The following is a 14506-nucleotide window of genomic DNA, read 5'->3' as shown; positions in this document are numbered from 1 at the left end:
AACCTTTTTCCCGCCGGCCCGTTGAAACTCCAATGCACGATCTCATCATCCAGGCTATCGCGCAGGGAGGCTACCTCGGGATCTTCCTGCTGATGGCGCTCGAAAACGTCATTCCGCCGATCCCCTCCGAAGTGATCATGGGCCTGGGCGGAGTCCTGGTCGCGCGCGGGCAAATGGAATTCTGGACCTTGCTGGTTGTCGGCACGGCGGGCGCTACCGTCGGCAATTACTTCTGGTTCTGGATTGGCAATAAATGGGGATATCAGCGCCTCGGCGAGTTCATCGAGCGGCACGGCCGCTGGTTCACCGTCGACTTCGAGGACGTCGAAAAGGCCGCCCGCTTCTTCCAGCGTCACGGCCAGTGGGTCGTCTTCGCGCTGCGCTTTTCGCCGTTTCTGCGGACCATCGTCTCGCTTCCTGCGGGCCTTTCGCACATGAGCCTGTGGCGCTTCCTGGTCTTCACCTTTGCCGGGTCGGCAATCTGGAATGCGGTGCTGATCGAGGGGGGCCGGCGGCTCGCGCCGCTAATCACGAAATACGAAGGTTACGCCAACTGGTTCGTGATTGCGCTGATCGTCGCAATGGCCGCATGGTACATCTACCGCGTGGCGACCTGGAAGCCGCGCGAGGATCGCCGCTAGTCCCGCTCACGCGGATGCGCATTGCGATACGTGTCGAGCAGGACCGCCGCATCGACCTTAGTGTAGATCTGCGTCGAGCCCAGGCTCGCGTGGCCGAGCAGTTCCTGCAGGCTCCTGAGGTCCGCGCCGTTGCCGAGCAGGTGGGTGGCGAAGCTGTGCCGCAGCGCGTGCGGCGTGGCAGTGGCCGGGAGGCCGAGCATAGTTCGAGCCTTGGCCACCGCCTTCTGGACCATGCCTTGCCCGAGCGGTCCGCCCCGGGCGCCGCGGAATAGCGGCTCGTCCGGCTTCAGGGGCCAGGGGCAGCGGCCTGCATAGTCGGCCACAGCCTCGCGCACGATCGGTAAAACGGGCACCACGCGCTGCTTGCCCCCCTTGCCGGTAACCGTCAGAGTCTCGCCCAGGGGCAACGCCGCGGCGGTCAGCGATAGCGCCTCGGCGATGCGCAGGCCGCTGCCGTACATCAGCAGCAGCACCGCGCGGTCGCGGGCGCCGATCCAGTCGTCGGCGGCGAGCGAGTGCACGCAGTCGGCAAGGTTCTCTGCATCGTCGGGGGTAACCGGGCGCGGCAGGCCCTTTTTGATCCGGGGCCCGCGCAGGCGTGGGGCGGCGGCGTCGGCTTGCCCGGTCTGTTCGCGGGCGAAGGCGATGAAGCCCCTGAGTGCCGAAAGCTCGCGCGCGGTCGAGGCATTGCCGATGCCGTCGGCCCGCCGGGCGGCGAGCTGGCCGCGCAACGAACGTCCATCCAGCGCGGCGATTTCGGGCCATTCCTCGGCACCCGTCGCGGCGATTAGCCGGGCGGCGGCGGCGCAATAGGCGCGCACGGTGTGCGGGGAGCGGCGGCGGCCCTTGGTGAGGTGCTCGCGCCAGGCCTCGAGCAGGTCGGCCCCGCTCATGCCGCGACCAGCGCGGCGGGTACCAGTTCCCCGAGCAGCGCGTCGAGCAGCGGCATGCCGTGCGGCGTGACGCCGATCCGCGCGCCGTCGCTCCAGGCCAGGCCGAGGCGTTCGTGAAAGGCGAGCTTCTCGCGGTCGATGAGGTCGGCCGTGGCGATGCCGAACCGCCGCGACAGGTCCGCAAGGTCCACCCCCTCGCCAAGCCGCAGGCCCATCAGCAGCGCCTCGCTGGCCTGTTCGCGCGAGGCGAGGGAGCGTTCGTCCTTGAGGCCGCTTCCGGTCTCCGCGACGGCGGCGAGCCAGTTCTCCGGCTTCTTGTGCCGCAAGGTCGCCACGCCGCCGCGCCGCCCGTGTGCCCCGGGACCGATCCCGGCATAATCGCGGTAGCGCCAGTAGGCGAGGTTGTGGCGGCTCTCCTCGCCCGGGCGGGCGTGGTTGCTCACTTCGTAGGCGGGGAGCCCCGCGGCCTCGGTCATCTCCCGGGTCAGCGCAAACAGGTCGGCCGCGGGGTCGTTGTCGAGCGGGCTGAAGGCGCCTTGCCGAACGTCGGTGGCGAAGCGCGTGCCCGGTTCGATGGTCAGCTGGTACAGCGAAAGGTGACCGGTGCCGAAGCCAAGCGCGCGTTCGAGTTCCGCAGCCCACTGCTCGGCGCTCTGGCCGGGGCGGGCGTAGATCAAGTCGAAGCTGACCCGCTCGAACGCGCTCTGCGCCGTCTCGAGCGCGTTCAGGCCCTCCTCTGCGTCGTGAAGGCGCCCGAGGAAGCGCAGCGTTCGGTCATCGAGCGCCTGGAGGCCGAGCGACGCGCGGTTCACGCCGGCGGCGGCGAGATCGCGGAAGTTGGCCGCTTCGACCGACGAGGGATTGGCCTCGAGCGTGATCTCAATCCCGGGTGCGAAGCCCCACAGCCGCTCGGCCTCTTCAAGCAGGTCGGCAACGAGGGCAGGGGGCATGAGCGAGGGTGTTCCGCCCCCGAAGAACACCGAATCGAGAGCTTCGTTCGCAGCTATTCCCGCCTCGTGGCGCATATCGGCGAGCATCGCCTCGCGCCAAGCGGGCACGTCGATGCCGCCGCGGACATGCGAGTTGAAGTCGCAGTACGGGCACTTGGCGAGGCAGAAGGGCCAGTGGATGTAGAGCGCGCGGGCCATCGCCCGAGCTTACCCTGCGAACTGGTCCGCGACCAGCTTGGCGAAGGCATCGGCGCGGTGGCTGATGCGGTGCTTCTCCGCCGGATCGAGTTCGGCGAAGGTCATTTCGCGCCCCTCCGGCACGAACACCGGATCGTAGCCGAAACCCAGGGTGCCGCGCGGCGGCCAGGTCAGCGCGCCATCGACCCGGCCTTCGTAAACGGCGTGCTCGCCGTCGGGCCAGGCGAGGGCCAGGACGCTGGTGAACCAGGCATCGCGCGGCGTCTCCGCCCCCTTGGCCTGGAGCATGCCCTCGACCTTGCCCATCGCCATGTACCAGTCGCGCCCCGGATCGCCTTCGAACCATTGCCGCTCGGCCCAATCGGCAGTGTAGACACCGGGCCGCCCGCCCAGCGCCGCCACCGACAGTCCGCTGTCGTCGGCGAGCGCGACCATGCCCGAGGCTTCGGCGGCGGCGCGGGCCTTGATCAGGGCGTTCTCGACGAAGGTCCGGCCGGTCTCCGGCGGCTCGGGCAGGCCGAGCGAGCCAGCCGAGATGCACTCGACGCCGTGCGGGGCGAGCAGTGCGGCGATTTCCTTGAGCTTGCCCGCGTTGTGCGTGGCGATGACCAGCTTTGCCGAGCCGATGCGGCGGGTCACTTGGCGACCGCCTCTCCCTGCGCCTTGTAGATCTGCGCGCAGCCGATCTGGGCCAGTCGCAGCAGGCGCAGCAGGCCTTCCTCGTCGTATGTGGCGCCTTCGGCCGTGGCCTGCGCCTCGGCGATCTGGCCGCCTTCGATCAGGACGAAATTGGCGTCGGCATCGGCGCCCGAATCTTCGACGTAGTCGAGATCGAGCACTGGCGTGCCGTGGTAGATACCGCAGGAAATCGCCGCCACTTTGGCGGTGATCGGGTCCTCGCTCAGCTTCCCATCCTTGAGCAGCTTGTCGACCGCGAGGCGCAGGGCCACCCATGCGCCCGTGATCGAGGCGGTGCGGGTGCCGCCGTCGGCCTGGATGACGTCGCAATCGAGCGTGATCTGGCGTTCGCCGAGCTTTGCCATATCTGTCACGGCACGCAAGGAGCGCCCGATAAGGCGCTGGATTTCCTGCGTCCTGCCGCTCTGCTTGCCCTTGGCCGCCTCGCGTTGTCCGCGGGTATGAGTCGCGCGCGGCAGCATCGAGTATTCGGCCGTGACCCAACCCTGGCCCTTGCCGCGAAGCCACGGCGGGACGCGCTCTTCGACGCTGGCGGTGACAAGAACCCTGGTGTCGCCGAAGCTGATCAGGCACGAGCCTTCGGCATGCTTGGTAAAGCCGGTCTCGATGGTGATGACGCGCATTTCGTCGGGCGCGCGGCCGGATGGACGCATGGGGTTCTCCTTTTCGCGTGCTCGCCTAGCGGCTAGATAGGTCCCTGTCATGTCGTCACCCCCAGTTTCCGAACTGAATGAGCGAACCCGCGAGATTTTCCGTCTCGTGGTCGAGAACTATCTCGCCAGCGGGCAGCCGGTTGGGTCCAAGACGCTCGCGGGGGAGGGCGCGCTCAACCTATCGCCTGCTTCCATCCGCTCGGTCCTCGCCGAACTCGAGTCGCTCGGCCTGCTTGCGGCGCCGCATACGAGCGCGGGGCGCATGCCGACCGAGACCGGTTTGCGGCTGTTCGTCGACGGGATGATGCAGGTGGCCGAGCCCAGCGCCGACGAGCGCGCGGCGATCGAGCGTCGCTTGTCCTCGCCGGGACCGATCGAACAGGCGCTCGAACAGGTCAGCACCATGCTTTCCGATCTCTCGGGCGCCGCGGGCATGGTCCTGGTCCCGCGCCGCGAGCCGCGCCTCGTCCAGATGACCCTGGTGCCGCTCTCGGCCGAGCGAGCGCTGGCAATCCTGGTTGGGGAGGACGGGCAAGTCGAAAACCGCGTCGTCGCACTCGACGGGCCTCATGCGGCGGCGACTCTCGAACGCGCGAGCAACTATCTTTCGGCGCGGCTTGCCGGGCGCACGCTGGCCGAGGCTGCGCGGGCCATGCGCGATGAGATCGCCTCGGGCCGCAGCCAGCTCGACGAAGTCAGCCGCAATTTGGTCGAGCGCGGGCTGGCGGTATGGAGCGAGGATGCGGAGCGCCGCCCGGTGCTGATCGTGCGCGGGCAGGCCAACCTGCTCGACGAGACCGCGCTTGGGGATATCGAGCGAGTCCGCTCGCTCATCGACGACCTCGAGAACAAGCAGTCGATTGCCGGGCTGCTCGATTCGGCGCGCGAGGCACAGGCGACTCGCATATTCATCGGCAGCGAAAACCGGCTGTTCGCGCTCAGCGGCTCGTCGGTTATCGCCTCGCCGTACCGCGACCGCGAGGGGAACGTCGTCGGCGTGCTTGGCGTTATCGGGCCGACGCGGTTGAATTACGCGCGAGTCGTTCCCATGGTGGATTTCACCGCCCGTTCGCTGGGCAAACTGATCGGATAACAGGACTTCATGAGCAACGATGACAAGCCGCGCGACGCCGCGGTGGAAGAGGAATTGAAGGGCGTTCCGGAAGAGATGGTCGACAAGGACCTGCTCGACGAGGACGCCAAGGCCGGCGAGGATGACCAACTGGCCCGGCTGCGCGAGGAACTCGCAGCGGCCAAGCAGGACGTCCTCTACGCTCGCGCCGACACCCAGAACGTGCGCCGCCGGGCGGAAAAGGACATTTCCGACGCGCGGGCCTATGCCGCCACCGGGTTTGCCCGGGATATCCTCTCGGTTGCCGACAATCTCGAGCGCGCGGTCGAGGCGATCCCCGAGGATCTGCGTGAGGACAGCAAGTTCAAGGGGTTGGTGCAGGGCATCCAGGCTACCCAGCGCGAACTGGAGAAGGTCTTCGCCCAGCACGGCATCAGCCGCATCGCCGCGATGGGGCTGCCGCTCGATCCCAACCAGCACCAGGCGATGATGGAAGTCTCCTCCGACGAAGCCGAGCCAGGCACCGTGGTGCAGGAAATGCAGTCCGGCTGGATGATCAGGGACCGTTTGCTGCGCCCGGCAATGGTTGGAGTGGCGAAGAAGCCCGACTAGGCTGTCTCGCGTTGCGAGGCGGCCGGCGCGAGCATCGCTTCCAGCTCGGCCACCGAACGCAGATCGGCAAAGGCCAGCGCCATCGAATCGAGCGTCCCCGCATGCGCTGCGTCTGTCAGCGCGGCGCAGGCGTCGACGGCCATGATGACCTTGTAGTTGCGCTGCATCGCGTCGCGCGCGGTGCTCTCGCAGCAGCAGTTGGTCAGCGTGCCCGAGATGATCAGCGTGTCGATGTCGCGCGCCTTCAGGTGGGCGTCGAGATCGCTGGTGCCGGGGGTGAAGCCGCTGAAACGGTGCTTTTCGAGCAGCGCATCCTCGGGCGCGACGTCCAGCCCTTCCCATAATTGCCAGTAGTGCGCGCCGGGCTGGAAGGCGTCGCGGTGCGCGCCGATGCCGGCCCCCATGCGCTCGTTGAACACCGGCCAGGCCATCGGGCCGTCTGCGGGCGTGGTGAAGCGCAGGAAGACATTGTGCCCGCCCGCGGCACGAATCGCCCGGCTCAGGCGATTGATCTCCTCGACCACGTTGCGCGCTTCGGGCGCTTCCACTGGCGCACCTTCCTCCATGAAGCCGTTCTGCATGTCGACAACGAGATGCGCGGTTCGCGGCGGGTCGATCCGGTCCCAGATGTTGCGCTCGCGACCGCGCGCGTCGCGGTAGCGGGCGAGGATGGCATGATGGTCGACGGCATGGGGCATGGCACTCTCCTGCAGGCATATTCCGGCCTTTCCGTCCATCACGCAATTCCTTTCCGCCCGGGGCGAGGAACCATGGCAGAAGATGCCCGTAATTACCCCGACAGGGAGAAACGGAGCTAAGATCATGAATACCCGCAAGTTGCTTGCCCCGGTCCTCCTCGGATCGGCCCTGACCCTCGGCGCCTGCGCCAACAACTATGCCGCCGAAGGCGCACTGGGCGGTGCCGCCGCAGGCGCCGGCCTCGCCGCCCTCACGGGCGCGGACATCAAGACTTACGCTCTCGCCGGGGCGGCGGCCGGCGGACTTGCCGGCTATTTTGTCGACAAGAACGACGGCTGCGACGGATACAACAGCAACGGCTATCTTGATGACGACTGCTTCGGGACGCGGGGCTATCCCGCCGACCCGCGCTAAGCTGAGTTTCGCCGGGTGGGGCCGCGCTCTCGCGCGCGGCCACTTTCCAGCAAGTCTGCCGAATGCCGGCTCCTTCTAGGATGCATCAGCCGGGTTCGATCGGGTTCGTGGCAGCTTCGGACACCTTCTCCCGCTCGGCCTCCGCGGCTGCGCGGGACTGGGCGCGGACGAAAAAGCGAAATATTTGCGGGTGATGGGCGCGGGTTCGCCGCTCGATGTCCTCGGTAACGCCTTCCACCTCGTCGATCGGCAGGTCGTCTTCGAAATCGAGGCTGATCAGTACGACCACCTGTTCCGGCGCGAGGTGAATGGTGATGACATCGTTCACCTGGCATACCCCGCGCGCCGAGCCGGCGATGTTCCTTATCGACTGGCGAACCTCGGGACTCGCCTGTTCGCCGAGCAATAGCTTCTTGCTCTCCGTGGCGAGGAGTATGGCCACGCCGCCCAGGATCAGCCCGATGATCACCGATCCAATTCCGTCCCAAACCGGATTGCCGGTGAGGAGCGTGAGCCCGATGAACGCAGCAGCGACAAACAACCCCGCAAGGGCTGCGCTATCTTCCATGAGCACGACGAAAATCGTCGGATCCTTGCTGCTGCGCACCGCTTCCCACCAGCCTTCTTCCCGCTTCTTCTTCGCGAGAAATTCGCGAACGGCGAAGACGAGCGAGATGCTCTCCGCGACCGCGGCGACACCCAATACGGCGAAATTTACCAGCGGCCGGCTCAGCATCTCGGGATTGCGGATGTGCACGTAGCCTTCGTAGATCGACATGCCGGCGCCGCCGGTGAAGATCAGCAGCGCTACCACGAAACCCCAGAAATAGACCTCCCGGCCGTGGCCCAGAGGATGGTTGTCGTCCGGAGGGATCTTCGCCCTCTTGCGGCCGTGGAGCATCAGCAGTTGGTTCCCGCTGTCCACGAGCGAGTGGATGCCCTCGGTGAGCATGGAAGAACTGCCGGCAACCGCGGCTGCGGTAAACTTTGCCGCTGCGATGGCGAAGTTGGCCCCCAAGGCCGCAAAGAGAACCAGTTTTCCGCCGGACGCCATGCATGCCCAACGCAAGGAAGCAAAATGAGGTCCGCCGTCCGGGCGTTGCGGCAGGCTCAGGCGGGAGCGGCGCTGTTCCGCAGTGCCGCCAGCTCCGCTCCCGCCTCATGGCGCGATTGCGGGCGGATGAAGATTCGTCGCACCTCGGGGTACTGCGCCTTGATCGTCTGCTCGATGCGTTGGGAGATTCCTTCCACCTCGCCCACCGGCAATTCGTCTTCGAGGTCGAGACTCAGCATTGCCACGACGTCTTTCGGCGATAGGTGAATGGTGATCACTTCGTTGACTAGACAGACGCCCTTTTCTCGTTCGGCGAACTGCTTGAGCGCCTTCTGCAGCTGCGGACTGGCTCGCTCTCCAATGAGCAAGTGCTTGCACTCGATGGCAAGAATTATGGCAACGGCGCCGAGCAGCAGCCCAATGAGAACCGAACCGATGCCGTCATAGACCGGATTTCCTGTCAGCACCGTGAGGCCGATGAATGCTGCAGCGATGACGAGTCCGATCAGGGCGGCGAGATTTTCCAGCAGCACCACGAATATCGTCGGGTCCTTACTCGTACGAAAGGTTCGCCAGGCGCCTTCGTTTTTGCGCTGCGACTTGCGGAATTCCTTGAGCCCGAAATACATCGAGGCCGCCTCGAAGATTATCGAGGCGCCCAGGACCGCGAAGTTGATCAGGGGCTTCTCCAGCATCTCGGGATGCAGGATGTGCAGGATGCCCTCGTACACCGAGACGCCCGCGCCGGCGGTAAAGATCAGCAGCGCGACGACGAAGCTCCAGAAGTACACCTCGCGGCCGTAGCCGAGCGGATGTAGCTCGTCGGGCGGTCGCTCGGCGCGGTGCTCGCCGTACAGCAGCAACACCTCGTTGCCGCTGTCGACCAGCGAGTGGATTCCCTCGGTGAGCATCGAGGAACTGCCGGCAATGAACGCGGCGACGAACTTGGTAATCGCGACGGCCACATTGCCGCCGAGCGCCGCGTAGATTGCCAGCTTTCTTCCCGATGCCATGCACCTCCAATGCGCAAGACGCCGCGAGGGTCCGGGCTAAACCAGTTGCGCCCGGTTTTCGTCGCGGTGCTTCTTCAGGTACTTCATGAAGGGCGTCCCGCCGGTTCCGACGTCGGGGTCATTTCCGGCCTTGTCGGTCATCTGTTTATTGATGTAGCTCGCGGCGTATTCGAGATGCCTGGTGCGAAAGCGCGCGGCCTGCTCGACGCAGGCGTTGAAGGCCAGTGTCAAACTCGGCGATTTCGCAGCGGCCACGAAGTCGCGGAGAGTCGATTGCGCGGCAAGATCTTCGATGAAACGGCGATGCGCCACCGGGCGGTATTCGTGCAGCTCGGTCAGAAAGTGCTTGAGCGGGTCGTCGCTGTGTCCGACCTGGAACAGCGCGTCCATCGCCGGGACGATGCTCGACTGGGAGCCAGTCTGCCCGCGAAAGGCTCGCGGCGCGCCGCCGAATTTCTCGACGCCCTGATAGACCAGCCCGCCGTTGAGCGCCGGGTTGTTGGCCCAGCCGTGAATATAGGGCCGCACGCGGTTGAAGTAGATGTATGGGTCGCAGCGCTCGGGCATTCGCGCAAAGTGGCCGTAGATCCGCTCCCATGCGGCATCCATCTCGATCAGCAGTCGTTCGGCTTCGCCAGCATCGCCCTGTCTGGCGACTGCGACGAGCTTAGCGGCGTTGTCGAGCAGCACCCCCGCTTCGGCCTCGATCGCCACGTGGACCAGCACGAACCAGTTCTCGTCGACGCCGCCGTAGAAATTCTGGAACATCGCCACGTTGGACAAGTCGATCGGACCGCCCTTGTCGAGACGGTACCAGTTGTCGAGGACATAACCCGAATAGGGCAGCAGGGGCGCCTGTCCGAGCCGGTCGGCGACCGCGACCATGGGCCGGGCGAGGTTGGCGGGGAGAAATTCGGGCGGCTCGTCCTCCCCCCAGACATAGGCCTGAACGAGGAACGAGTAGTGAACCATCGCCGTGCGGACTTCCTCTTCGGGCGCTTCGCGGGCCCAGTCTTCAAGGCCGGGGTCGGCCAGCTCGCCGAGCCAGTGGCGCACGCGGCCCGTGGTGAGCAGCGCAGACAGGTTGTTTGCGGCCTGCAAGGCGCCGTTGAACATGGCCGGAAGGCCGATTGCGTCGATTTCATAATGCGAGAGGAAGCCGCGTGCCCGCGACATGCCGTAGTCGGATAGCTGCATGATTGAACCATCGCGCCGGGCGCGGGTTGGGCCGCCCGGATCAATGGCGACGCTAGTAACAAGTGAAACGAACTAGCTCAAGTGGCCGGTTCAGGCCGCCCCAGGAAAGTTGACCAGCAATTCGTAGGCTCCGGCATCCGTGCAGCCGGCCAACCGGACCCCGCCGCGGAGCAAGAAGGCATGGCGGACGATCTCGGCTTGCTGTTCGATTCCATACGTCTCGAGCCGCCATCCGGGCTTGAGGCTGTAGTCGTAGCGGCAGAAGGGATGGCGGTGCAGCAGCAGGTACCAATCGCCGCGCTGCTGCGTCTGCCAGACGTGAGTCATCTCGTGGATGAAATGGCCCTGGCGGAGGATCGACACTTGCGCAAAGTCGTCGCAATAGGCGTCGCCCAGCGGGTGGAAATGGAGGTGGCCTCGCGGGGCCATTGTCACCCGCTTGGGCTGCAGCGGAAAGAACTTGCGCCGCCGGATGGTGACCTTGGCATAGTCGATGGCGCTGCCGAACATGCTCCGCGCGAGCGCAACTTCGCCCTCGGTCAGGCGGCGCTCTCCGCCCACCGGGCAGGAGGCGCCGCCCGTTTCTATCGCGCGTCGCCCGCGGCGAGGACCTCGACCGGGAAGGCGGCGGTGCGCCCGCCGATGAAGGTCAGCGTCACCTCGGTGGTGTCGCCTTTCTTGAGGGTGTCGTCGAGCTTGAACGCCATGACGTGGATGCCGCCCGGTTTGAATTCCACAGCCTGGCCCCGCGGCACGGCGATCTGCGTCGCTTCGCCCATTTCCTCGAAACCGTTGGCCGTGGTCATCTCGTGCAACTGGGTGCTCTGGGCACCTTTCACGGTAGCCGCGCGAACGAAGGCATCGCGGTCGCCGTCGTTATGAACCGTGAAGTAGACCGCCGCGGGGTTGCCCTTGACTGCCGGCAGCACGAGGCGCCCGTCGGTGATGGAAATACCCTCTTTGGAGCCATCGTCTGCGGTCGCCTCCGTCGAGTCGCCGCCGCCGCAAGCGGCAAGCGCCAAGGTGCTCAAGCCAAGTGCAAGACTGGTCAAAAGTGGCGATTTCATTGTCATTCCTCCCCCGTTCCGAAGGCGATTTTCTAGGCTTGTACATCCCTTGTGCCAAGGGAAACCGCACCTATATCCGCCGCGTAATCGAAGTTCTTAACGAGCTGCCGAGTGGTCTTGCCAGGGACGGGAGACCGACCGAGCGGCGTCCAACTTGAAGAGGAATTGGGGAAACCATGGCCAAAGTTATCGGTATCGACCTCGGCACCACCAACTCGTGCGTCGCCGTGATGGATGGGGGCAAGCCCAAGGTCATCGAAAATTCGGAAGGCGCGCGTACCACGCCTTCGATCGTCGCCTTCACTAAGGACGGCGAACGCCTGATCGGCCAGCCGGCCAAGCGCCAGGCGGTCACCAATCCGGACAACACGCTGTTCGCGATCAAGCGCCTGATCGGGCGGCGGTTCGACGACCCGCTGACCAAGAAGGACATGGGTCTCGTTCCCTACGACATCGTCAAGGGCAAGAACGGCGACGCCTGGGTCGAAGCCGGCGGCGAAGACTATTCGCCGAGCCAGATTTCGGCCTTCATTCTGCAGAAGATGAAGGAAACGGCCGAGAGCTATCTCGGCGAAACCGTCACCCAGGCGGTCATCACGGTTCCCGCCTACTTCAACGACGCGCAGCGCCAGGCGACCAAGGACGCCGGCCAGATCGCCGGCCTCGAAGTCCTGCGCATCATCAACGAACCGACCGCGGCGGCGCTGGCCTACGGCCTCGACAAGGAAGACGGCAAGACCATCGCGGTCTACGACCTCGGCGGCGGCACCTTCGATATCTCGGTGCTCGAGATCGGTGACGGCGTGTTCGAGGTGAAGTCGACCAACGGCGACACCTTCCTCGGCGGCGAGGACTTCGACAGCGTCATCGTCGAGTACCTGGCAGACGAGTTCAAGAAGAAGGAGAACATGGATCTCCGGAACGACAAGCTCGCGCTGCAGCGTCTCAAGGAAGCGGCCGAAAAGGCCAAGATCGAGCTTTCTTCCAGCCAGCAGACGGAAGTGAACCTGCCGTTCATCACCGCGCGCATGGAAGGCGGCAGCTCGACCCCGCTCCACCTCGTCGAAACGATTACCCGTTCCAAGCTCGAGCAGCTGGTCGGCGATCTCATCAAGCGCACGCTCGAACCGTGCAAGAAGGCGCTGGCCGACGCCGGCCTTGAAAAGGGCGGTATCGACGAAGTCATCCTGGTCGGCGGCATGACCCGCATGCCGAAGGTGCGCGAAGTGGTCGAAGAGTTCTTCGGCAAGAAGCCGCACACCGGCGTCAATCCGGACGAAGTCGTGGCGATGGGCGCGGCAATCCAGGCCGGCGTGCTGCAGGGCGACGTGAAGGACGTGCTCCTGCTCGACGTGACCCCGCTGTCGCTGGGCATCGAGACGCTCGGCGGCGTGTTCACGCGCATGATCGATCGCAACACGACGATCCCGACCAAGAAGAGCCAGGTCTACTCGACTGCGGAGGACAACCAGCAGGCGGTGACCATTCGCGTGTTCCAGGGCGAGCGCGAGATGGCCGCGGACAACAAGCTGCTCGGCCAGTTCGACCTCGTCGGCATTCCCCCGGCGCCGCGCGGCGTGCCGCAGATCGAGGTCGTGTTCGACATCGACGCCAACGGCATCGTCAACGTGTCTGCCAAGGACAAGGGCACCGGCAAGGAACAGCAGATCCGCATCCAGGCCTCGGGTGGGCTCAGCGACGCCGACATCGACCAGATGGTCCAGGATGCCGAGAAGTTCGCCGAAGAGGACAAGAAGCGCAAGGAAGCGGCAGAGGCTAAGAACAACGCCGACAGCCTGGTCCACGCCACCGAGAAGCAGCTTGAAGAGCACGGCGACAAGATCGACGCCGGCCTCAAGGGCGAGATCGAAGCTGCCGTCGCCGAGACGAAGACCGCGATCGAAGGCGGCGACGTCGAAACGATCAAGGCCAAGAGCCAGGCGCTGACCGACCTCGCCATGAAGATGGGCCAGCAGATCTACCAGCAGGAGCAGGCCGCGTCGGCCGAAGCTCCGGCCGGTGACGCCGGCGGCGAGCAGGGCAGCGGCGACGAAGAAGTCGTCGACGCCGAGTTCTCCGAAGTCGACGAAGAAAACAAGGGCTGAGACGCCTGGTGCGGACCTTGGCCGCCATCGGTGCTTCCGCACCGGTGGCGGCCCGGTCTAGGGCGGGATCATCACCATGTCAGTTGAAGTAGACTTCTACGAACTTCTTGGCGTTTCGCGGTCCGCGGACGACAAGGAAATCAAGGCTGCCTATCGCAAGCTTGCGATGGAGCATCATCCGGATCGCAACCCCGGGTGCGGCGAAAGCGAGGCCAGGTTCAAGGCGATCAGCGTCGCCTACGATTGCCTCAAGGATCCGCAGAAGCGCGCCGCCTACGATCGCTTCGGCCATGCCGCGTTCCAGAACGGCGGGCCCGGCGGCGGTCAAGGCTTCGGCGGCGCCGAATTCGCCGATCTCGGCGATATCTTCGAGACCATTTTCGGCGGCGCTTTCGGCGGCGGAGGGGCCAGCGCGCGCGCACGGCCGCGACGCGGCGCCGACCTGCGTTACGATATGCACGTTACGCTCGAGGAGGCCTTCCACGGCAAAGATACCGAGATCGAGGTCGAGGTGTCGGTCGCCTGCGACCCGTGTGGCGGCACCGGGGCGACCCCCGGCACGGGCAAGAGAACCTGCAACCTGTGCCGCGGCCACGGCAAGATCCGCGCTCAGCAGGGCTTCTTCGTCATCGAAAAGCCCTGTCACAACTGCCACGGCACTGGCGAGATCATCGAGAGCCCGTGCCGCGAATGCCGCGGCGAAGGGCGGGTCGACAAGGTGCAGCGGCTGACCGTCGAAGTGCCTCCAGGCGTCGATACCGGAACCCGCATCCGTCTTGCCGGCAAGGGCGAGGCCGGTCCGCAGGGCGCACCCGCCGGCGATCTCTATATCTTCATGCACGTTACGCCGCACGCGCTGTTCGAGCGCGAAGGGACGACGTTGTTCACCCGTATTCCTGTGAGCTTCACCATGGCGGCGCTGGGCGACACGATCGAGATCCCCGGGCTCGATGGCGAAGTCAGTGCAATCGACATCCCTGCGGGAATCCAGTCGGGCAAGCAGCTACGCAAGCGCGGCGCCGGAATGCCGGTGCTGCAGGGTCGCGGCCGCGGCGACCTCGTGGTCGAGGTTGTGGTCGAGACGCCGACCAAGCTCAGCAAGGAGCAGAAGGCGATCCTCGAACAGTTCCGCGAAACCGAAACCGGCGAGGAATGCCCGGAAAACCGTAGCTTCTTCGAGAAGATCCGCAGCACCTTCGGCGGATAGCTCCTGCAACCGTGCGCCGCCACACCGCACGA

At 65.6% G+C, this 14506-nt stretch carries 16 protein-coding genes; 6 read left to right on the top strand and 10 right to left on the bottom strand.

What is annotated here, in order from left to right; all coding sequences use genetic code 11:
- Positions 1–32 precede the first annotated feature (32 nt).
- Complete coding sequence (locus Q7I88_RS11480) at positions 33–641, top strand: DedA family protein (RefSeq protein WP_305096052.1); 609 nt, start codon at positions 33–35, stop codon at positions 639–641.
- On the opposite strand, the gene Q7I88_RS11475 is transcribed toward Q7I88_RS11480, so the two are convergent.
- Genes Q7I88_RS11475 through rph form a run of 4 tightly spaced genes read right to left on the bottom strand, consistent with a single transcriptional unit; the run spans position 638 to position 4034 of the window.
- Positions 638–1534 (bottom strand): tyrosine recombinase XerC, encoded by an 897-nt coding sequence (locus Q7I88_RS11475; protein WP_305096051.1) that lies wholly within the window; start codon positions 1532–1534, stop codon positions 638–640. The genes Q7I88_RS11480 and Q7I88_RS11475 overlap by 4 nt on opposite strands.
- Positions 1531–2682: a radical SAM family heme chaperone HemW gene (gene hemW / locus Q7I88_RS11470; protein WP_305096050.1), complete on the bottom strand. Its 1152-nt coding sequence runs from the start codon at positions 2680–2682 to the stop codon at positions 1531–1533. Before hemW ends, Q7I88_RS11475 begins: the two co-directional genes overlap by 4 nt.
- Positions 2683–2691: 9 nt before the next feature.
- Positions 2692–3321 (bottom strand): RdgB/HAM1 family non-canonical purine NTP pyrophosphatase, encoded by a 630-nt coding sequence (gene rdgB / locus Q7I88_RS11465; RefSeq protein ID WP_305096049.1) that lies wholly within the window; start codon positions 3319–3321, stop codon positions 2692–2694.
- On the bottom strand, positions 3318–4034 hold the full coding sequence (gene rph, locus Q7I88_RS11460) for a ribonuclease PH (protein WP_305096048.1): 717 nt from the start codon (positions 4032–4034) through the stop codon (positions 3318–3320). The genes rdgB and rph overlap by 4 nt, the downstream gene beginning before the upstream one ends.
- Before the next feature lie 49 nt (positions 4035–4083).
- Here rph and hrcA point away from each other — a divergent pair, with 49 nt between their 5' ends.
- Both hrcA and grpE read left to right on the top strand, forming a co-directional pair.
- Positions 4084–5127: a heat-inducible transcriptional repressor HrcA gene (gene hrcA / locus Q7I88_RS11455; RefSeq protein WP_305096047.1), complete on the top strand. Its 1044-nt coding sequence runs from the start codon at positions 4084–4086 to the stop codon at positions 5125–5127.
- A 9-nt stretch (positions 5128–5136) separates the two neighbouring features.
- Positions 5137–5718, top strand: a complete 582-nt coding sequence (grpE, locus tag Q7I88_RS11450; RefSeq protein WP_305096046.1) for a nucleotide exchange factor GrpE — start codon at positions 5137–5139, stop codon at positions 5716–5718.
- Here the strand turns inward: grpE and Q7I88_RS11445 are convergent.
- Positions 5715–6416, bottom strand: a complete 702-nt coding sequence (locus Q7I88_RS11445) for a cysteine hydrolase family protein (protein WP_305096045.1) — start codon at positions 6414–6416, stop codon at positions 5715–5717. The two genes, grpE and Q7I88_RS11445, sit on opposite strands and share 4 nt — an antisense overlap.
- A gap of 124 nt (positions 6417–6540) precedes the next feature.
- On the opposite strand from Q7I88_RS11445, the gene Q7I88_RS11440 reads away from it, so the two are divergent.
- Positions 6541–6831, top strand: a complete 291-nt coding sequence (locus Q7I88_RS11440; RefSeq protein WP_305096044.1) for a YMGG-like glycine zipper-containing protein — start codon at positions 6541–6543, stop codon at positions 6829–6831.
- 85 nt (positions 6832–6916) lie between these two features.
- On the opposite strand, the gene Q7I88_RS11435 is transcribed toward Q7I88_RS11440, so the two are convergent.
- The 5 genes from Q7I88_RS11435 to Q7I88_RS11415 all read right to left on the bottom strand — a co-directional run bounded on the left by Q7I88_RS11435 (position 6917) and on the right by Q7I88_RS11415 (position 11162).
- Positions 6917–7885, bottom strand: a complete 969-nt coding sequence (locus tag Q7I88_RS11435) for a cation diffusion facilitator family transporter (RefSeq protein ID WP_305096043.1) — start codon at positions 7883–7885, stop codon at positions 6917–6919.
- Between the two features lie 56 nt (positions 7886–7941).
- The gene (locus Q7I88_RS11430; RefSeq protein ID WP_305096042.1) at positions 7942–8898 is read right to left on the bottom strand and encodes a cation diffusion facilitator family transporter; all 957 of its coding nucleotides are present in this window, start codon (positions 8896–8898) and stop codon (positions 7942–7944) included.
- A 36-nt stretch (positions 8899–8934) separates the two neighbouring features.
- A complete protein-coding gene (locus tag Q7I88_RS11425) occupies positions 8935–10095 on the bottom strand; it encodes a PrnB family protein (RefSeq protein WP_305096041.1) in 1161 nt (386 codons plus the stop codon).
- Between the two features lie 90 nt (positions 10096–10185).
- Positions 10186–10656 (bottom strand): vgr related protein, encoded by a 471-nt coding sequence (locus Q7I88_RS11420; protein ID WP_305096040.1) that lies wholly within the window; start codon positions 10654–10656, stop codon positions 10186–10188.
- 23 nt (positions 10657–10679) lie between these two features.
- The gene (locus Q7I88_RS11415) at positions 10680–11162 is read right to left on the bottom strand and encodes a copper chaperone PCu(A)C (protein ID WP_305096039.1); all 483 of its coding nucleotides are present in this window, start codon (positions 11160–11162) and stop codon (positions 10680–10682) included.
- A 176-nt stretch (positions 11163–11338) separates the two neighbouring features.
- On the opposite strand from Q7I88_RS11415, the gene dnaK reads away from it, so the two are divergent.
- Together dnaK and dnaJ are read left to right on the top strand one after the other, a co-directional pair.
- Entirely contained in the window at positions 11339–13267 is a 1929-nt protein-coding gene (dnaK, locus tag Q7I88_RS11410; RefSeq protein ID WP_305096038.1) for a molecular chaperone DnaK, read from the top strand.
- 76 nt (positions 13268–13343) lie between these two features.
- Entirely contained in the window at positions 13344–14474 is a 1131-nt protein-coding gene (dnaJ, locus tag Q7I88_RS11405) for a molecular chaperone DnaJ (protein WP_305096037.1), read from the top strand.
- Positions 14475–14506: the final 32 nt, after the last annotated feature.

Source organism: Croceibacterium aestuarii, assembly GCF_030657335.1.
GTDB classification, from domain to species: Bacteria; Pseudomonadota; Alphaproteobacteria; order Sphingomonadales; family Sphingomonadaceae; genus Croceibacterium_B; species Croceibacterium_B aestuarii.
This window is presented reverse-complemented; position numbering and strand designations above follow the sequence as displayed.